The organism is Flavobacteriales bacterium (assembly GCA_016699575.1).
GTDB lineage: Bacteria > Bacteroidota > Bacteroidia > Flavobacteriales_F > PHOS-HE28 > PHOS-HE28.
This window is the reverse complement of sequence record CP064979.1, coordinates 2,668,470-2,686,991: the sequence shown is the minus strand read 5'-3', so window position 1 is coordinate 2,686,991 and position 18,522 is coordinate 2,668,470. Positions and strand designations below refer to the sequence as shown.

Genomic DNA, 18,522 nt, shown 5'->3' with positions numbered 1-18,522 from the left:
TTCGTCCGCCCTGCAATTGCGCACCGTATGCTGAGACTGGAGAACATCGTGAAACGTTATGGCGACCATGTGGCGCTTAACGGCGTTAGCATGGAAGTACCTACTGGCAAGGTCTTCGGGCTCTTGGGCCCCAACGGCGCGGGCAAGACCTCGCTGATCCGCATTATCACCCGTATCACTGGCCCTGACGAGGGACATGTTTGGCTGGACGGCCAACCGCTCACCGACGAGAGCGTGGCCCAACTCGGCTACTTGCCCGAGGAGCGCGGCCTTTACAAGAAGATGAAGGTGGGTGAGCAGGCACTCTATCTGGCCCAGCTCAAGGGCATGCCGAAAAAGGAAGCCACCAAGCGATTGAAGGAATGGTTCGAGCGCTGGGAGATCGGTGGATGGTGGAACAAGAAGGTGGAAGAGCTGAGCAAGGGCATGGCGCAGAAGGTGCAGTTCATCACCACGGTGCTGCACCAACCCAAGTTGTTGATCCTCGACGAACCGTTCAGCGGCTTCGACCCCATCAATGCCGAGCTCATCCGCAGCGAGATCCTGCGACTGCGCGACGAAGGCGCCACCGTGATGCTCAGCACCCACAACATGGGCAGCGTGGAGCAGTTGTGCGACCACATCGCTCTCATCGACAAGAGCCGCAAGGTGCTGGACGGTGAAGTGCGTGCCATCCGGCGGCAATACGCGACCAACACCTACCGCATCGAGTACGAAGGCACACGGGTGGCCTTTGCCAATGCGTTGAGCTTCGTAGGCACGCTGCTGGACACCGAAGAGAAGAACGGCATGGCGACAAGTCGCGTGCAGCTGGGCGCTGGCGATACACTGAACGACGTGCTCAAACAAGTGCTCCCTTCCGTCCGCATCCACGGTGTGCAGGAAGAAGTGCCCAGCATGAACGAGGTGTTCATCCGCGTGGTGGGTGGCGAAGACGCACCCGCGGTTCCCAAAGACATGACCGAATGAACAAGATCGCCCTCATCATCAAGCGGGAGTATTGGACGCGCGTGCGCAAGCCCAGCTTCCTCATCATGACGATCCTCGGGCCGTTGTTGCTCATAGGCGGCATCGTGGCAGTCGTTTACGCAACGCTTCACGAGACCGGCGACCACAAGGTCCTCGTTGTGGACCCGGGAGGGCTGGTGACCGGCAAACTGAAGAACACGGAACACCTCGCCTTCGCCTATTCACCTGTGGACATCGACGACACACTACTGACCGGTGGACCCTACACGTTGAAAGCGCTGCTTTCGGACGACCCGATGAGGAACACAACAGTGGAGCTCAAGTACGTCAAATTTCCAAGCCAGTTCGTCCAGAACCAGATCAGTGCAGAACTGGAACGCGTGCTCCATGCAGAGAAATTGAGGGTGAACAACTACGATCCGGAGAAATTCAAGGAGATCACCCGTCCGCTTGAGTTCCAACTGCTTGACGCGACCACCGGTGGGGATGATGGGAATGTACAGGCCAGAGCTGGCATCGGATTCGCCTTCGGGTATCTGATCTTCTTTTTCGTGTTCCTCTACGGGATCCAAGTGATGCGCGGTGTTATGGAGGAAAAGCAGAACCGCGTGGTGGAAGTCCTGGTGAGCAGCGTCAAACCGTTCCAGCTGATGATGGGCAAGATCATCGGCATTGCCATGGTCGGACTCACCCAATTCCTACTGTGGGTGATTGTTTCCGCTATCCTGGGCACGATCGCCATCGGTCTTGCACACGAAAAGATCGCACAGTTCGCCAAGGAGCAACAGGGCACCATGATGACCTCGGAACTGCAGCGGGCCATGGACCAAGGCGCCAACCCCAGCATGGACGAAAAGGACAATGTGAAGAAACTGGAGGAGGCCCTCAAGGTCGTCGACCAACTGCCCATCGCCATGATGCTCGGACTTTTCGTCTTCTACTTCCTGGGCGGATATCTGCTGTACAGCTCCCTTTATGCAGCGGTGGGTTCAGCAGTGGACAGCGAGAGCGATTCGCAACAATTCATGCTGCCCGTTACGCTGCCCATGATGCTTTCCATCTTCGTTGCACAAACCGCCGTCGCCAATCCCGATGGACCAGCGGTGTTCTGGTGCAGCATCATCCCCTTCACGAGCCCGGTGGTGATGCTGGTCCGTGTGGCCATGGGCGACGTTCTGGAGCATCCGTGGCAGCTCATCCTGAGCATGGCTCTTTTGGTCGCCACCTTCATCTTCACCACATGGTTGGCCGGTCGCATCTACCGTACGGGCATCCTTATGTACGGCAAGAAGGTGACTTGGCGCGAACTGGGCAAGTGGTTGTTCTACCGGGGATGACGCCATGTGCTCATGTGGCCATGCGACCATGGGCACATGAACACATGGGCACATGGACCTATGGCCTACCGCACCGCCATCATCGATCTCGGGACCAATACGTTCAACTTGTTGGTGGTTGAGCATGCACCCCCAGTTACCGGGTTCAGCATCGTTCACTCCTCAGAGCTGCCGGTATTCCTTGGCCGCGGCGGTATTGAGCAAGGTGTCATTGCAAGGGATGCGTTCGAGCGTGGGCTTGATGCGCTCAAGGCACATTCGGTGCACGCCAAGGAACTGGGAGCTTCCCGCTGCGTCGGCTTCGGCACGAGCATGTTCCGGAACGCACGTAATACCCACGACTTTCTCCGGGCGGCTCGTGAGCTGTGCGGCGTGGACATCACCGTGATCAAAGGCGATGAAGAGGCCGAACTCATCCTGGAAGGTGTCCGCCTCGCCGTTCCGTTCAGTGCACGTCCGGCGTTGGTGATGGACATCGGAGGCGGCAGCATCGAGTTCATCCTGGCCACCGACAAGGCGCTCATGTGGAAGCGCAGCTTTGAGCTGGGCGTCACGCGCATCCGTGACCGTTTCAGGTTCAGCGATCCAATGACCACCGAAGAGCAGTTCAGGCTAGCGGAGCACTTCGATGCCCAATTGGAGCCGCTATGGAACATCATCGATCGCCACGAACCGCATGAGCTGATCGGTAGTGCAGGTTCGTTCGATTCACTCGCTGCCATGGTGCATTCAACCAGGGGAAGCACCCATGACCAGACAGCAACTTCTCTCGCCTTCAGCGCGTTGGAGTTCGATGCGCTGAAGGACCGGTTGATGACCATGCACGGAAGTGAGCGCCTGACGGTACCAGGACTTCCGGAGCACCGTGTGGACACCGTTGTCATTGCCTTGGTCGCGATAGAGCGGGTGCTCATTGCGGGCGGCATCCGCGAACTGCGCTGGAGCAAGTACGCACTCAAAGAGGGCGCTGCGGCCAGGCTACTGCGCACCTGAAGGCCGTATCACGGAAGTTGCTGCTGCCGCACCGCAGTTGGCACGCTACCTCCTATGCACAGTAGAATAGGGTCACGGTCGTTCGCGATGCCGGTGTACTTGACCAATCCGTCCATGTTCACATCCTCGCCGCGGTATTGCATGGTGATCAGTCCGGTGGGAACCGTCCCTCCTATTGCAGCGAGGATCGGGTCGCGGTCATTGTTCGCGCCCGTATACTTCACCACACCATTGAAGCCCGCATCGCCAGGCCACAGAACCATCACACCGTTCACTTGCGTCCGTGCAGCAGAACCATACGTGGCCATGGACGATAGCGTGAAGTCCACCACAGTTGGATTCGTCGATAGTGCAACGTGCTGAGCTGTCATCACGCCCAAATGGTTGCGGTGCCGCACCGCAACGAAGTAGCTGCCTGCCACAACGTTCATCGTCACTGGCGAAGTGCCGTCGGTCTCCACCACATCCCCATCGCGCTGCACCAGCGCAGCCCGGGAAGCCGTGATCGTTGCTGGTTGAAGTGCGTTGCGCAGTTCAACCCAAACCCAATCGACGATGGCATTGTTGCCGGTTGCCGACAGCACTGCCGATGAAGTGCTCGTGTTGCCACCACCCACCGGCACAAGGCCCAGCTGGGTGTAGGGTTGTGTGGTGGGCACCAACCCGAGCACGGCAAGGTTGTTCTGCATCAGGCCCGTGAACTGGTCATAGGCGCCCCCGAGCATCACCTTCGGAGAGACCTTCACACTTGTCTGGCACGCCCCCCACGACGTGAACGTGTGGGTGTAGCTGGTCGGTGTGGTCGGCACCACGATCATCTGGTAACCTGTCCCACCATTGGACCATGTGGACGGGCCGTATTGCTGTCCGGCATAGCACTGCACTGGCGCGTTGATGTAGTGATGGAAACCGACCAGATCATCCAGCACATAAGGCGTCTGACGCTGCACGCCATCGATCTCCACGAACAGCCCGGACGGAACACTGTTGAAGGTTAGCACCGTTTTCTCCGGCCACACGCGGACCGTATCGTGCGCTTGCAAACCGTCGGCATCCGTTACCGTCAACCGGATCTCGTAGCCGGTGTTACCACTGAAGTCGTGACCATCGTACGGAACGGTGAACGCACCACTGGTGTAACCGCTGGATGGGCCCGATTCCGGGTGTGCATGTTCGTTGTGAACGAACACAACCTCCCAGAGGTAGTTTGCCGGGGTGAGCGCGCCGTTCGGGTCGGAGGCACTACCACCGTACAGGATCACATCACCGGCTTGGAACGATGACCCTTCCGGCGGATAAGTGATGCTGCAAGCCGGGCCTTGACCAACGCTCACGGGGGCCGAAGGACAATCCACCGTATTGCTTCCGTCCGAAACACGCAGAACAGGAGCGAACAGGCCGCTCGCTGCGTAGGTGTGGGGAGAGGAAGGCACCGTTCGCCATCCACTACCCGCTGCTAGCACGTGCACGCTCTGAGAACCATCATCCCACAGCCATGTGCAGGTGAGCGCTGCTCCTTCCGGGTCCAGCACCGAAGCTGCACCAGTTGCGTTCAGGGGAACAGGCCCGGAAAGCGGCGACACTGCAACACCACTGCACTGCGGCACTTGATTCGAGCCTGTGTAGCCGATGCGCTTCACCGATCCGTTCAGATCGCCGTAGTACAGTGCCCCGTCAGTGCCCACCTCCATGTCCGATACCAGCCCAGCGCCTGTCATGAAACCGTTGTCCGAAAGAACAGAAGCACCGTTGGAGGAAAGCTGCGCACAACGGATCCAACCATGCACGAAGTCGGCGTAGAAATACGATCCCTGGTAGGTGGCCGGGAACAACGCGCCGCGATAGACAAGTCCACCGATAACCGCACCACCACCCATCCCGGGATGCGGATAGTCGAACAACGGCGACACTAGGTTGGCCGGTGGCGAGATCGGCCAGTTGCACTGCGAACCCTCGCAATGCGGCCATCCGAAGTTGGCGCCTGATGAGGCGACGTGCACTTCCTCGCGCGCGGTGGTGGGGTCATTGGCACCCACATCGCCCACGTAAAGCTTGTTGTAGGTCGCATCCCACGAAAGCTTGAAGGGGTTCCTCAAACCTTCGCACCAGATCGCATCGTAGTTCGGTCCGTTGCCATCCGCGTACGGGTTGTCCGTCGGCGCGCTACCGTCCAGGTTCAACCGTAGGATCTTCCCATGCGGTACGGATATGTCCTGAGGATGCGCCGCGTTGTTGTGCTCACCGATGGCCAAGTAGAGCTTGCCGTCCGGGCCGATGTCCATACCACCGCCGTAGTGGCAGCAGCCGCTGTAGGGCAAGGGGTCTTCCCAGATCACCACTTCACTTGTTGTCGAAGAAAAGCTCGCCGCGCCACCACCGTTCTGCACGTGGGTGAACCGCGAAACCCGGAAGGACGATGAGGAAAGCGCGCTATAGTACAAGTAGAACCAGCCGTTCTGATCGAACTGAGGATGCAGAACGATGCTCTGCAGTCCCCTTTCCTGGCTGTTCTCGATGTTCAATAGCTGCAGGTAAGCACTCTGTTGCGACAGGTTCGTGCCGCTAGCAAGGGTGATCAGGCCCGACTTCTCGGCTACCAGCAGACGCCCATCGGGAAGAAATTCCAACGATACGGGCTGCCCATAGAGCCCCGCCAACGTGGATTGACTGAACGAAGGCGGCAATTGGGCCACTGTAACACCGCAAACCAACAGACCAGCGGCGAGCAGGGCCCGCCATGGTCGGGCCAGCATGGTAAGATGCTTTCGCGACATTGGCATTGGAGGACCGGACAGGGAAAACGAAAGGGCGCGGCAAAATAGGCCGATCGCAAGGCCTGTTCAAGGTCTTGACAAGTCGCCCACCTTGTCAGGGGAGTTGCTGCAAGCGTGTTGCGGTTGACGTGGTTCCGCCGATGTTCTGAAGAATGATGTCCCTATCGTTGTTCGCACCCGTGTACTTCACCGCACCATCCATGTTGACGTCTTCCAAGCGGTATTGCCCAGTGAGGGTCGCAGTAGGCGTACTCCCGCCGATCGCCACCGAAATTGGATCGCGATCATTACCGGCACCGGTGTAGGCAATGGTTCCGTTCCTCGTGACGTCTCCCGCCCATTGGCACAAAACGGCGCCATTGAAATACCTGGCACTCGTACCGTACGTCGACGTTGAACCCGTCTTGAAATTCGCAAGGGAGGCATCTGCCAATGGGTTGCTCGAGAGCGCCAAAGCGGTAGACGACATGATGCCGTGGTGGTTACGATGCCTCACAGCAATCCGGTAGTTCCCGTTTGCTTGGGGAAACGAGACATACCCCGCTCCATCGAGATCCATGATATCCCCGTCACGCTGCAAAAGAGCAGGTTTGGAATGGACAACAGGGTAAGGCGATATCGCAGAACGCAACTCGACCACCACCCAGTCGACCACGGCGTTGTTTCCAGTGGTTGAGAACAGCGCAACCGGCACGGAGGCTCCAGGTGAGGTTCCGGTGTACGCATAGCCCAAGGCAGAATAGGGCTCCGTGGTCGGGATCGATCCTGCAACCCGAAGATCATCGTTCATCAAACTCGCACCTGATGGTGTTGGGCCTTGCAGCATCGTACGCACCCGGGCGGTAATACAATCGCCCGGACCTGGCACTTGGAACGAGCGTACGGAGAACTGCGGGCAATAGGCCGTGTTCGGGCTGCATGTGGAGGTTTGAAGTAACTCCAGATCGTAGTCTCCCTGCGTGAGGCCAGGAAAACCCAGCCGTGGCGGCCCTTGTAGCAAAACGCCGCTCAATAGTCCGGTTTGAAGCACCGAACCGTTCTTCTTCAGTGTATAGGTAATGCACGAAAGGTCCGCGGAGAGCAATTGGAACGCTGGGGGTGGCTGATCGGTGAGCGTTGCGGCGAACACCCCTGCAGCGCAATTGGTCGCGGCGAGCGAGAATTGAAGACCTACAAGGGACATTAGCGCGGCAGGCGGTGGATAGGTGATCTGCACTTGGCACTGCATGGCGTCAGTGATCACTATCGCAACGGATGGATACACCACATGCGGTGCGGACGGATAGTAGGTGGCCCGCACGGCCGAGTTCGTAAGGACAACCTGCTGTTGCCCTGGAGCCCATTGCACGGTGAACGGCGGTGTGCCGCCGATCCATGCAACAGATTCGTTCAGGTCTGCTGCGGTGCCCGGGCTTGCGCAAGTGAACCACCAGTTGCCACCGTTCGATGCCATGTTGCATTGGGCTTTGGCGCTCAGGGCGAGGCCCATGTGAAGTGAAGCGGCCAACAGTGCCGGTAGCGGTTTCATAGCGCCAGCTGCAGAGGTGTTCATGATCCAGACGCATGAAGCCAAAAGGGCTGCCTGACGATACTTACAGAACCGGACCCGGTCGCAGGCAAAATCCCCTTTGCCATCTTCGGCCCGACACATCAGTGCTGGACTGATATCGAAGCGACGAACAACCATGGCCAAGATCCTCATCATCGACGACGAGAAAGCGATCCGCAACGCGCTGAAGGACATCCTGGAGCACGAGAAACACACCGTGGAGGAGGCCGAGGACGGCGCGGCAGGTCTGGACAAGGCCAAGAAGGGGGCCTTTGACGTGGTGCTCTGCGACATCAAGATGCCCAAGATGGACGGCTTGGAGGTGCTGGAGAAACTGATGGCGCACAACGATGACCTGCCCGTGGTGATGATCAGTGGCCATGGCACCATCGACACCGCCGTTGATGCACTGAAGAAGGGCGCCTTCGACTACATCCAGAAACCACCGGACATCAGCCGCATTCTCGTTACGGTCCGCAATGCACTTGACCGGAAGAACTTGGTGCAGGAGACCAAGACGTTGCGACAGAAGGTGCAAAAGGAAAAGGGCGGCCCCAACCGGATGATCGGTGAAAGCAAGGCCCTGACCGAGATCCGCACCATGATCGAAAAGGTAGCACCGAGCGATGCACGCGTTCTGGTGACCGGAGGCAACGGCGCCGGTAAGGAAGGCGTTGCGCGCATGATCCACGAGAAAAGCGCCCGGAAGGACGGTCCATTCATTGAAGTGAACTGCGCCGCGATCCCGAGCGAGCTCATCGAAAGCGAGCTCTTCGGGCACGAAAAGGGCAGCTTCACCAGCGCCATCGCCCAGCGCAAGGGCAAATTCGAACTGGCCGATGGCGGCACGCTCTTCCTGGACGAGATCGGGGACATGAGCGCCAGTGCGCAGGCCAAGGTGCTCCGTGCATTGCAGGAAAACCGCATCACACGGGTCGGCGGCGACAAGGACATCAAGGTGAACGTGCGCGTGGTGGCCGCCACCAACAAGGACCTGCGCAAGGAGATCGAGCGGGGCAACTTCCGTGAAGACCTCTACCACCGTCTGAGCGTCATCCCCATCCACGTCCCTGCGCTCAAGGACCGGCTGGAGGACGTTCCCCTGCTGGCGGAGCATTTCGTTTCCATGGTGTGCACCGAGCAGGGCATCCCAGTGAAGAAGATCAGTGAGAAGGCGGTGAAGGAGCTCCAAAAGCTCCCGTGGACCGGCAACGTGCGCGAGCTGCGCAACGTCATTGAACGGCTCGTGATCCTCAGTGACAAGGAGATCACCGATGCGGAGGTGAAAGCGTACGCCGTGCCCAAGGCCTGATAGCCTTTTGCCGCTCCTCTTGCTTTCTCAACCGTTCATCGGTGCAGAACTTCCACAGGGCGAACGTGCACACGCTCCAGGGCCCGGGTAACGTTGCATAGGCAACCAAACCCCGCAACGAGCGTCTCCCAAGCACCTGCAACGGAGTAAACGTGCGCTAACCTCTAATACGTACCCTGATGGACGCCTTATGGACCTGGCTCGTAGGTGTGCATGACAGCATTTATGCCGTCATGGGCCACACCATGTACTACATGTTCGGTTTCCTGGCCGTCGTGGGTTTGCTGGCCCAGTGGAAGTTGTATGAGAAGGCCGGGCAGCCGGGACTGGCCGCGTTGGTGCCCATCTGGAACTTCATCGTGTTCCTGAAGATCGTGGGCCGGCCCGCAAGCCACTTGCTCTTGTTCCTCATCCCCGGCTATAACCTTTACATGTTCGGCAAGGTGTGGATCGAGGTGGTGCAGAGTTTCGGCAAGCGCGACACGATCGACTATGTGCTGGTGATCTTGCTCAACGGGATCTACATCCTGAACATGGGCCTTAGCCACGAAACCCGTTACCGTGGTCCCGTGTACAACCAAGCGCCGTTGGCCAAGCCGCACAAGCTGACGCCCCGCCCTCAGATGGCGTGAGGAAATAGCTCGCTCCAAGCGCTCTTCACGCCGCACCGAGGCCTCTGCGACAAGTCGTGGGGGCTTCGCTGTTCTGGACCCGCTCAGTTCAAAAGCGATCCGGCCGCCTCGATGGCTGCCTTCAACCCTGCGGGGTCCTTGCCTCCGGCTGTTGCGAAGAAGGGCTGTCCGCCGCCGCCGCCTTTGATGTGCATGCTGAGCTGCTTGATGATGTCGGTGGCTTTGAGGCCCTTGCCCGATACCAGTGCATCGCCCACCATCACCGCGAGCAATGCCTTGCCGCCCTGTTGGCTGCCCAGCACCATCAACAGGTCCTGGTGCTGTTCGCGCAGGCGGAATGCCAGGTCCTTCATGCCCGCAGCGTCAAGGTCAACCTGCGTGGCGATGAGCTTGGCTCCGTTCACCTCGCGGACCTGTTGCATGATGCTGCCTTGCAACGCCGCCACTTTCTGTTTCGCCGCTTTCTCGAGCTCCTTTTCCAAGGCTGCGTTGCGATCAAGCAGCTGCTGCACGGCCCCCACCAGGTTCTCCGGATCCTTGAGCAGAGCACTTACCTGCTCCAGCTTTTCCAGGCGTTCGCTGATGTAGTGATCAGCCTCAACGCTGGTGATGGCCTCAATGCGGCGCACACCGGCCGCCAGGGCTGCTTCGCCCACGATGCGGAACGCTCCGATCTCGCCGGTGCGAGGCACGTGCGTGCCTCCGCATAGCTCCACGCTCGGTCCGAACTTCACCACGCGCACCTCATCCCCGTACTTCTCCCCGAACAGAGCCATGGCGCCCATGGCCTTCGCTTCGGCGATCGGCATGCGCCGGAAATCCTCGAAGCCCAGGTCTTCTGCGATCATGGCGTTCACCTCGCGCTCCACAGTGGTCAGTTCTTCGGCCGTCACCTTGGCGAAGTGGCTGATGTCGAACCGCAGCCGATCAGGAGCTACGAGCGAACCCTTCTGTTCCACGTGCGTGCCCAAGTGCTTGCGCAGGGCGTGGTGCAGCAGGTGCGTGGCGGTGTGGTTGCGCTGCGTGAGCTTGCGGCGCGACGCATCCACATGTGCGGTGAAGGTCGCACCGGTATCGGCCGGCAGGCTCTTGCAGGAATGCACGATCAGCTGGTTCTCGCGCTTCGTATCCACGACTTCCACCTTCTGATCGCCCGCTATGAGCCACCCCTTGTCGCCAACCTGACCACCGCCCTCCGCATAAAAGGGGGTGCGGTCCAGCACCACTTGGAAAAGGTCGCCACCCTTGCCCGATACCTTCCGGTGTCTCAGGATCCGTGCCTCGCACTGGAGTTCATCGTAACCGACGAAGGTGGTTCCGCCTTGGGCCAATTCAACCCAATCACCGGTGGTGATGGATGTCGCGGCACGGGAACGCTCTTTCTGCTTCTGTAGTTCCACCTCGAATCCCTTCATATCCACATCGCGGCCATGCTCGCGTGCCATGAGCTGAGTGAGATCGATGGGGAAACCGTACGTATCCAAGAGCTCAAAGGCCTTGTCCCCGGGCAAGGTGCCCTTCGATTCAACCAACAGTTGTTCCAGGCGCCGCGTGCCTTGTGCCAACGTGCGCAGGAAAGCCTTCTCCTCCTCCATCACTACGGCCTCTATGGTGCCTTGCTGTTTGCGCAGCTCAGGGAACTGATCGCCCATCTGGTCCGCGAGCGTCTTCACCAGCTTGTGGATGAAAGGCTCATTGAGGTCCAAGAAGCTGTAACCGTAACGCACAGCACGGCGAAGGATCCGACGGATCACATAACCAGCGCCGGTGTTGCTCGGCAGTTGTCCATCTGCTATGGCGAAACTGATGGCGCGCAAGTGATCGGCGATTACGCGCATGGCGATATCGCTCTTCTCGTAGTGGCCGTAGTTCTGCTTGCACAGCTTGGCGATCGCTTGGATGAGCGGCTGGAAAACATCCGTATCGTAGTTGCTGCGTTTTCCTTGCAGCACCATGCACAAGCGCTCGAAGCCCATCCCCGTATCCACGTGTTGTGCAGGCAGTTCCACCAATGAACCGTCGGACTTCCGCTCGAACTGCATGAACACGTTGTTCCAGATCTCGATCACCTGCGGATGATCGTTGTTCACCAGCTCGCGACCGGGCTTTGCCTTCTTCTCCCCTGCGGTGCGCACGTCAACATGGATCTCCGTGCACGGGCCACAAGGGCCGGTGTCACCCATTTCCCAGAAGTTGTCCTTGCGGCTGAACGGCAGGATCCGCTCCTCAGGCATGAACTGCTTCCACAGGTCGCGGGTCTCGTTGTCGGCGGGCAGCTTGTCCTTCTCGTCGCCACCGAAATAGGTGACGTAGATGTTGTTCTGATCAATGCCGTAAACGTCCGTGAGCAGTTCCCACGCCCACTGGATCGCCTCCTTCTTGAAGTAGTCGCCGAAACTCCAGTTACCGAGCATCTCGAACATGGTGTGGTGGTAGGTATCGATACCCACCTCCTCCAAGTCGTTGTGCTTGCCCGAAACACGTAGGCACTTTTGGGTGTCGGCGATGCGCTTGTGCTGCGCGGGCCGATTCCCCAGGAACAGGTCCTTGAACTGGTTCATGCCCGCGTTGGTGAACATCAACGTGGGGTCGTCCTTCACCACCATGGGAGCACTGGGCACGATCTCGTGCTGGTGGCGTTTGAAGTGATCGAGGAACTTCTGGCGGATCTGTTGGCTGGTGAGCATGTCTCTGCGGCCCGTAATGGGCTTCGTTTGCGGGCCGCGAAAGTAGACGTGGGCCCCGTCGACCTTACGGCACGGCGCGCTTGGTCGGCATGGGCCGGATTGCGTTCACCACTGGTCATAGCCTGACTTTCCCCTCTACAAGAACCTGTTGGAACAGCGCTTCCGCCATGGACTTGCCCGCCTTGACCGCCCGGCTACATTCGCACCGCTTTCCAAAAAACGAAGCACACGAATGGCAAAGTCGAACAAGGCCGTTGATGCCTTCATGGCCGAAGTGAAGAAGCGCAACGGCAACGAGCCGGAATTCCTCCAGGCCGTGCACGAAGTGGCTGAAATGGTGATCCCCTTCATCGAGGCCAACCCCAAGTATAAAGGCAAGATGCTCCTGGAGCGCATGGTGGAGCCCGAGCGCACCATCATCTTCCGCGTGCCCTGGGTGGATGACAAGGGCCAGACGCAAGTGAATCGCGGCTTCCGTGTGGAGTACAACAGCGCGATCGGTCCTTACAAAGGCGGTCTGCGTTTCCACCCGAGCGTGAACCTCAGCATCCTGAAATTCCTGGGCTTCGAGCAGACCTTCAAGAACAGCCTCACCACCCTGCCCATGGGCGGTGGCAAAGGCGGCAGCGATTTCGACCCGAAAGGCAAGAGCGATGCGGAGGTGATGCGTTTTTGCCAGAGCTTCATGACCGAGCTGTGGCGCCACGTGGGCCAGTTCACCGATGTGCCCGCGGGCGACATCGGCGTGGGCGGCCGCGAGATCGGTTTCATGTTCGGCCAGGACAAGCGACTGCGCAATGAGTTCACCGGTGTGTTCACCGGGAAGGGCCGCACTTGGGGCGGTTCGCTCATCCGTCCGGAGGCCACGGGCTACGGCTGTGTGTACTTCGCCGCGGAGATGATGAAGGAGAACAAGCAGGACTTCAAGGGCAAGATCGTGGCGGTAAGCGGCAGCGGCAACGTGGCCCAATACGCCATCGAAAAGGCCACCCAGTTGGGCGCCAAGGTGGTGTCAGCGAGCGATAGCGACGGCGCCATCTACGACCCCGCCGGCATCACCGGTGAGAAGCTCGCGTACATCATGGACCTGAAGAACGTGAAGCGCGGCCGTATCGAGGAGTACGCCAAGAAGTTCAAGGGCAGCACCTACAAGAAGGGCGCCCGCGTGTGGGACATCGTGGCCAAGTGCGACGTGGCACTGCCCTGCGCTACGCAGAACGAACTGAACGACAAGAACGCGAAGGACCTGGTGAAGAAAGGCGTGAAGTACGTGGCCGAAGGGGCTAACATGCCCACCACCCCGGAAGGCATCACCGTGCTGCAAGGTGCTGGTGTGGCCTTCGCCCCCGGCAAGGCGAGCAACGCAGGTGGTGTGGCAACGAGCGGCTTGGAGATGAGCCAGAACAGCCTGCGCATGAGCTGGACCCGCGACGAGGTGGACCACCATCTGCACCGCATCATGAAGGACATCCACGCCGCCTGCGTGAAGCACGGCAAGGAGGGCAAGGGCATCAACTACGTGAAGGGCGCCAACATCGCCGGCTTCGTGAAAGTGGCCGATGCGATGCTCGACCAGGGCGTGGTGTAGTACCCGGAGACCAGAACATTGAAAAGGGCCGGCGCATCAGCACCGGCCCTTTTTGCTTTCAATGCATGGGCCTGTCGAAAAAGAGAAGGCCGCCTTTCGGGCGGCCTTTCACTGGAGCGAGAAACGGGACTCGAACCCGCGACCCCGACCTTGGCAAGGTCGTGCTCTACCAACTGAGCTACTCTCGCTTGGGGGCGCAAATATAGAAGCGTGATCGATCGGCGGTAGCCTTGGAAAGAACTTCGTTCAGGCCTTCCGTAGCTTGGCCTTGGGAACCACCAAGCGCTTGATCTCGTTCAGTTTCAGCAGGGCCTCCACGGGAGTGAGCGTGTCGATGTCCAGCGCCGCGATCTCTTCCCGGATGCGCTCCAAGGCGGGGTCGTCCAGTTGGAAGATGCTGAGCTGCAGATCATTGCCGATCCCGCTCAGGTCGGCTTTCAGGGAGTTCCTTTCAGGGGCCTCCGCACCGGGTTCTTCGCCGAGGTTGCCAGCGTGGCTCTTCTCCAGATGCTTCAGTACGCTGCCCGCGCGGTCCACCACGCTGCGCGGCATGCCGGCCATCCGAGCCACGTGCAATCCGAAACTGCGGTCCGTGCCGCCGGGCAGGAGCTTCCGGAGGAACAGCACCTTCTCTCCTGCCTCGCGCACTGCCACGTGGGCGTTCTTGATCCGCGGGAACACCGCGGCCATTTCGTTCAGCTCATGGTAGTGCGTGGCGAACAGAGTAATGGGCCTACCTGCATGCTGGTGCAGATGCTCAGCCACGGCCCAGGCAATACTGATCCCATCGTACGTGCTCGTGCCGCGCCCGATCTCGTCCAATAGGACCAGGCTCCGTTCGCTAAGGTTGTTCAGGATGCTCGCGGTCTCGTTCATCTCCACCATGAACGTGCTCTCGCCGGTGCTGAGGTTGTCGCTCGCGCCCACCCGCGTGAACACCCGGTCGACCAATCCGAGCGTAGCGGACTTTGCCGGAACGTAGCTGCCCACCTGGGCCATGATGCTGATGAGGGCAGTTTGCCGCAGCAACGCCGACTTACCGCTCATGTTCGGTCCGGTGATCATCAGGACCTGCCGGTCTTCACCGTCAAGGTGCATATCGTTGGGAACGTAGGTCTCCCCTGGCGGCAACTGTTGCTCGATGACCGCGTGACGGCCTTGCGCGATGCTGATCGCACGCCCGCTGGTGAAGGCCGGCCGGCAGTAGTTCCATGCCCGCGCGTTCATGGCAAAGGCCAGCAGAACGTCCAGTTCGCTCACCGCAGCACACAGCCTGCGCAGGCCCGGCATCTCCCCGCAAACTGCTTCCACCAGTCCATTGAAAACTTCCTGCTCCAGCACCAAGGAACGCTCCTCTGCGCCAAGGATCCGTTCCTCCAACTGCTTCAGTTCTTCCGTCACGTAACGCTCCGCACCAGTGAGCGTCTGTTTGCGCGTCCACTCTCTGGGCACCTTGTCTTTGTGCGTGTTGCGCACCTCCAAATAGTACCCGAACACATTGTTGAACCCTACTTTCAAAGAAGCAATGCCGGTGGCTCGGCTTTCCCGCGTCTGCACTTCCAGTAGCAGCTCTTTCGCGTGGGTGGCAACATGTCGCAGCTCATCCAGCTCGGTGTGCACGCCACCGCGCACGGCACCGCCACGCATCAGGTTCGTGGGGGCGTTGGGTTCTATGGTGGTGCCGATGCGTTCGATAAGCCCGGTCGGTACTTCCATGCGCCCGGCCAGATGCTCCAAGGCCTTCGTCCCATGAAGCTTCGCGGCACTTCGCCCAACGGCTTCCATGGCACGCTGCAGGTGCAGCATCTCGCGCGGGTGGATGCGGCCCACTGCGGCCCGGCCCACCGTGCGCTCAATGTCGCCCACGCTGCGCAGCTCCTCAGCAAGTGCCTCGGTCAGCGTGCTGTTCGCCAGCAGTTCGCCCACACCATCAAGGCGCTTCGAGACCACCTCTTCGTCCAATGAAGGGAACAACAACCAGCGGCGCAGCATCCTGGCACCCATCGGCGTCAGGCACCGGTCCATGGCAGCAAAGAGCGAATGCCCGCCTTCGTGTGCCGGTTGCACCAGTTCAAGGTTCTGAACGGTGAAACGGTCCAACCAGAGATGCCCGTCTTCCCCCAAACGTCCAACACTGCTCAAATGCGCCAGCTTGTCGTGCTTCGTCTCGGCCAGGTAGTGCAACACCGCGCCGGCAGCGCACTGGGCCAGCGCCAGTTCCTCAATGCCGAACCCTTTCAATGATGCCGTGCCGAACTGATGCAGCAAGCGTTCGCGGGCGAAGTCGTGCGTGAAAGCCCAGTCGTCGAGCCCGAATGAGTGGAACGAGGTGGTCCAAGCCCCAAGCTGTACGTCCCCATGTTGTTTCGGGAACAGTAATTCGCTCGGCGAGTAAGCCACCATGAACTTGCCGATACTGGCAGCGTCACCTTCGCCCACAAGGAATTCGCCTGTGGTGGCGTCCAGGAAGGCCGCGCCATACCATGGTAGGTTCTTGGACTTGGGGTGTTTGCCGGCCACCACCGCCGCCAACCAGTTGTTGGAGCGCTGGTCGACCACACGGTCGTTGAAGGCCACGCCGGGCGTCACCACCTCGGTAACGCCGCGCTTCACGATCGTCTTGGCCAGCTTGGGGTCTTCAAGTTGGTCGCAAATGGCCACGCGGTGCCCAGCACGCACCAGTCGAGGCAGGTAGCTCTCTATGCTATGGTGAGGAAACCCGGCCAGGTCCATGGACGCGGCCGCCCCATTGTTGCGCTTTGTGAGCGTTAATCCCAGCACGCGCGACGCCACACGCGCATCAGCATCGAACGTTTCGTAAAAATCGCCCACCCGGAAGAGCAGCACCGCATCGGGGAACTGGGCCTTGATGCGTGCGTATTGCTGCATCAAAGGCGTTTCCGTTCCTGAGCCGGACTTCACCGCGCGGTTCTTTTTCATCCTCTTTCTTTGCCGTGTGGGCCGAAAAGCCCGGAAATGTACCCCGGTCGCGGGTTCCAGACCTTCTTCAGCACCCATCTGTTGCCAACATCTTTCGCACATGCCCACCGGTGACCGGCAACTGTCCATGACCGAGCTCGGTCGTGTGAGCGCGCAGGAATACGGTGCCCGTGACCTGCGGCCGATCCGTTTGGTCCTGGACAACCTCAGGAGCCGCCACAACGTGGGCAGCGCTTTCCGCACAGCCGATGCGTTCGGCCTTGAAGGGCTGGTGCTCTGCGGGTTCACCCCGGCGCCACCGCACCGCGAGATCGAGAAGACCGCATTGGGGGCCACACTGTCAGTGCCGTGGATGCATGTGACCACAACGCTGGAGGCGGTACGGCAGTTAAAGGTGGACGGTTACCGGGTCCTTGTCGTTGAGCAGACGGAGCAAGCCGTGGACCTGAGCACGTTCGTGGCACGGCCGGACCAGCGCTTGGCCTTGATACTGGGGAACGAGCTCAGCGGTGTGGCTCCGGAGATCATTGCGGCGGCCGATGAGTGCCTCACCATCCCGCAGCACGGCAGCAAGCACAGTTTGAACGTTTCCGTTTGTGCCGGGATCGTGCTCTGGCACCTGACTTCCGGCGCGTTGCGCTGATCCAGACCAAGTGTGCGGCCGTTCAAAGGCAACCCCGGTCAAAATGGGCGGTCTTGACCATGTCCTGTTGACGGCTGCGCTTCCCGGTCGCCCCACCCCGATACACTCCTCTATATTTGAACGCTACTGGTCCCTGCCGATGACGCAATCCTACCGCCGTTTCCTGCTTCCCGCTCTATTGATGCTCCTGGTCTCCCCGGCTTTGGCGCAGTACTTCCGCAGCAGTAGTTACTGGAAGACCCATCGCAACGAGTGGAGCATCGGCATGGGCGTGTCGAACTTCCTTGGGGAACTTGGTGGCCGGAACCAGATCGGAAGTCCTTTCGTTTGGGACCTTGAATTCAGCCAGACGAAACCCGCACTGAGCATTACGCACAAGTACTACTTGCGTGAACGGGTTTCGTGGCGCAACGCGCTCACCTACGGTGTGCTCAGTGGCAACGACAACCTCACCACGGAGCCGTTCCGCCAGAACAGGAACATGGCCTTCCGCAGCGATGTGTTCGAGTTCAGCAGTGTGATCGAGTACCACTTCTACAAGGAGCAATTGGGCCACGTGTACGATCTGCGTGGCGTGAAGGGCCAGAAAAGCAAACGTGTAGGCTTGTACGTGTTCCTAGGCGTTGGCGGGTTCTACTTCAACCCGAAGGCCCCCGTGAACAACGGTTATGTCGCATTGAAACCACTGCATACGGAAGGCCAGGGACTGGAAGGCGGGCCCGAGGAATACAGCCTATACCAGTTCTGCGTGCCCATGGGCTTCGGGGTGCGTAAAGCGCTGAGCAAACAGTGGAGCGCCGGATTGGAACTCCAATACACCATGACCTTCACGGACTACGTGGACGACGTGAGCGGTGTATACTATGACAATGATGCCATTCGGGACAATTACGGCGACTTGGCAGCGTACTTGGCGGATCCGAACCTCGGCCAGATCCCCGGGCAGACCGGGACCAATGCGCAGCGTGGCGACAGCAAGGACAACGATGCTTACCTGTTCCTGCAGGCGCGCTTCCACTACAAGGTTTACAAGTACCGCACGAGCGGCGGCAAGAAGTACCGTACACGCATCCGCAGACAGAAGATCGTCTTCTAAAG

Annotated in this window: 12 protein-coding genes and 1 tRNA gene; 8 read left to right on the top strand and 5 right to left on the bottom strand. The window is 59.7% G+C overall.

Features of this window, described 5'->3' with window-relative positions:
- Positions 1 to 27: 27 nt before the first annotated feature.
- From IPJ76_11175 to IPJ76_11165, 3 genes are read left to right on the top strand one after another with little or no spacing between them, the layout of a single operon-like run.
- The gene (locus tag IPJ76_11175; GenBank protein ID QQR85177.1) at positions 28 to 969 is read left to right on the top strand and encodes an ATP-binding cassette domain-containing protein; all 942 of its coding nucleotides are present in this window, start codon (positions 28 to 30) and stop codon (positions 967 to 969) included.
- Positions 966 to 2,306 carry an ABC transporter permease gene (locus IPJ76_11170; protein ID QQR85176.1) on the top strand — a complete coding sequence of 447 codons (1,341 nt, stop codon included), beginning with the start codon at positions 966 to 968 and terminating at the stop codon, positions 2,304 to 2,306. Before IPJ76_11175 ends, IPJ76_11170 begins: the two co-directional genes overlap by 4 nt.
- 36 nt (positions 2,307 to 2,342) lie before the next feature.
- The gene (locus tag IPJ76_11165; protein QQR85175.1) at positions 2,343 to 3,299 is read left to right on the top strand and encodes a hypothetical protein; all 957 of its coding nucleotides are present in this window, start codon (positions 2,343 to 2,345) and stop codon (positions 3,297 to 3,299) included.
- Between the two features lie 8 nt (positions 3,300 to 3,307).
- Here IPJ76_11165 and IPJ76_11160 read toward each other — a convergent pair whose 3' ends face one another.
- Both IPJ76_11160 and IPJ76_11155 read right to left on the bottom strand, forming a co-directional pair.
- Positions 3,308 to 6,052: a PQQ-dependent sugar dehydrogenase gene (locus IPJ76_11160; protein QQR85174.1), complete on the bottom strand. Its 2,745-nt coding sequence runs from the start codon at positions 6,050 to 6,052 to the stop codon at positions 3,308 to 3,310.
- 115 nt (positions 6,053 to 6,167) lie between these two features.
- Positions 6,168 to 7,625, bottom strand: a complete 1,458-nt coding sequence (locus tag IPJ76_11155) for a hypothetical protein (GenBank protein ID QQR85173.1) — start codon at positions 7,623 to 7,625, stop codon at positions 6,168 to 6,170.
- Positions 7,626 to 7,758: 133 nt separating this feature from the next.
- Here IPJ76_11155 and IPJ76_11150 point away from each other — a divergent pair, with 133 nt between their 5' ends.
- Together IPJ76_11150 and IPJ76_11145 are read left to right on the top strand one after the other, a co-directional pair.
- Positions 7,759 to 8,934: a sigma-54-dependent Fis family transcriptional regulator gene (locus IPJ76_11150; GenBank protein ID QQR85172.1), complete on the top strand. Its 1,176-nt coding sequence runs from the start codon at positions 7,759 to 7,761 to the stop codon at positions 8,932 to 8,934.
- A gap of 179 nt (positions 8,935 to 9,113) precedes the next feature.
- Complete coding sequence (locus tag IPJ76_11145; GenBank protein ID QQR85171.1) at positions 9,114 to 9,566, top strand: hypothetical protein; 453 nt, start codon at positions 9,114 to 9,116, stop codon at positions 9,564 to 9,566.
- Between the two features lie 83 nt (positions 9,567 to 9,649).
- Here IPJ76_11145 and alaS read toward each other — a convergent pair whose 3' ends face one another.
- The gene (gene alaS / locus IPJ76_11140; protein ID QQR85170.1) at positions 9,650 to 12,253 is read right to left on the bottom strand and encodes an alanine--tRNA ligase; all 2,604 of its coding nucleotides are present in this window, start codon (positions 12,251 to 12,253) and stop codon (positions 9,650 to 9,652) included.
- 232 nt (positions 12,254 to 12,485) lie between these two features.
- Here alaS and gdhA point away from each other — a divergent pair, with 232 nt between their 5' ends.
- The gene (gene gdhA, locus IPJ76_11135; GenBank protein ID QQR85169.1) at positions 12,486 to 13,841 is read left to right on the top strand and encodes an NADP-specific glutamate dehydrogenase; all 1,356 of its coding nucleotides are present in this window, start codon (positions 12,486 to 12,488) and stop codon (positions 13,839 to 13,841) included.
- Positions 13,842 to 13,953: 112 nt separating this feature from the next.
- Here gdhA and IPJ76_11130 read toward each other — a convergent pair.
- Both IPJ76_11130 and mutS read right to left on the bottom strand, forming a co-directional pair.
- Positions 13,954 to 14,029, bottom strand: a tRNA-Gly gene (locus tag IPJ76_11130).
- Positions 14,030 to 14,087: 58 nt separating this feature from the next.
- Complete coding sequence (gene mutS / locus IPJ76_11125) at positions 14,088 to 16,781, bottom strand: DNA mismatch repair protein MutS (protein ID QQR85168.1); 2,694 nt, start codon at positions 16,779 to 16,781, stop codon at positions 14,088 to 14,090.
- 127 nt (positions 16,782 to 16,908) lie between these two features.
- On the opposite strand from mutS, the gene IPJ76_11120 reads away from it, so the two are divergent.
- On the top strand, positions 16,909 to 17,424 hold the full coding sequence (locus tag IPJ76_11120) for an RNA methyltransferase (GenBank protein ID QQR88446.1): 516 nt from the start codon (positions 16,909 to 16,911) through the stop codon (positions 17,422 to 17,424).
- Between the two features lie 139 nt (positions 17,425 to 17,563).
- Positions 17,564 to 18,520: a hypothetical protein gene (locus tag IPJ76_11115; GenBank protein QQR85167.1), complete on the top strand. Its 957-nt coding sequence runs from the start codon at positions 17,564 to 17,566 to the stop codon at positions 18,518 to 18,520.
- Positions 18,521 to 18,522 lie beyond the last annotated feature (2 nt).

Bases quoted from the DNA above. Each gene is read 5' to 3' on its own strand.
- IPJ76_11175 (QQR85177.1), top strand. From the start codon at position 28: ATGCTGAGACTGGAGAACATCGTGAAACGTTATGGCGACCATGTGGCG.
- IPJ76_11170 (QQR85176.1), top strand. From the start codon at position 966: ATGAACAAGATCGCCCTCATCATCAAGCGGGAGTATTGGACGCGCGTG.
- IPJ76_11165 (QQR85175.1), top strand. From the start codon at position 2,343: ATGAACACATGGGCACATGGACCTATGGCCTACCGCACCGCCATCATC.
- IPJ76_11160 (QQR85174.1), bottom strand. From the start codon at position 6,052: ATGCTGGCCCGACCATGGCGGGCCCTGCTCGCCGCTGGTCTGTTGGTT.
- IPJ76_11155 (QQR85173.1), bottom strand. From the start codon at position 7,625: ATGAACACCTCTGCAGCTGGCGCTATGAAACCGCTACCGGCACTGTTG.
- IPJ76_11150 (QQR85172.1), top strand. From the start codon at position 7,759: ATGGCCAAGATCCTCATCATCGACGACGAGAAAGCGATCCGCAACGCG.
- IPJ76_11145 (QQR85171.1), top strand. From the start codon at position 9,114: ATGGACGCCTTATGGACCTGGCTCGTAGGTGTGCATGACAGCATTTAT.
- alaS (QQR85170.1), bottom strand. From the start codon at position 12,253: ATGCTCACCAGCCAACAGATCCGCCAGAAGTTCCTCGATCACTTCAAA.
- gdhA (QQR85169.1), top strand. From the start codon at position 12,486: ATGGCAAAGTCGAACAAGGCCGTTGATGCCTTCATGGCCGAAGTGAAG.
- mutS (QQR85168.1), bottom strand. From the start codon at position 16,781: ATGAAAAAGAACCGCGCGGTGAAGTCCGGCTCAGGAACGGAAACGCCT.
- IPJ76_11120 (QQR88446.1), top strand. From the start codon at position 16,909: ATGACCGAGCTCGGTCGTGTGAGCGCGCAGGAATACGGTGCCCGTGAC.
- IPJ76_11115 (QQR85167.1), top strand. From the start codon at position 17,564: ATGACGCAATCCTACCGCCGTTTCCTGCTTCCCGCTCTATTGATGCTC.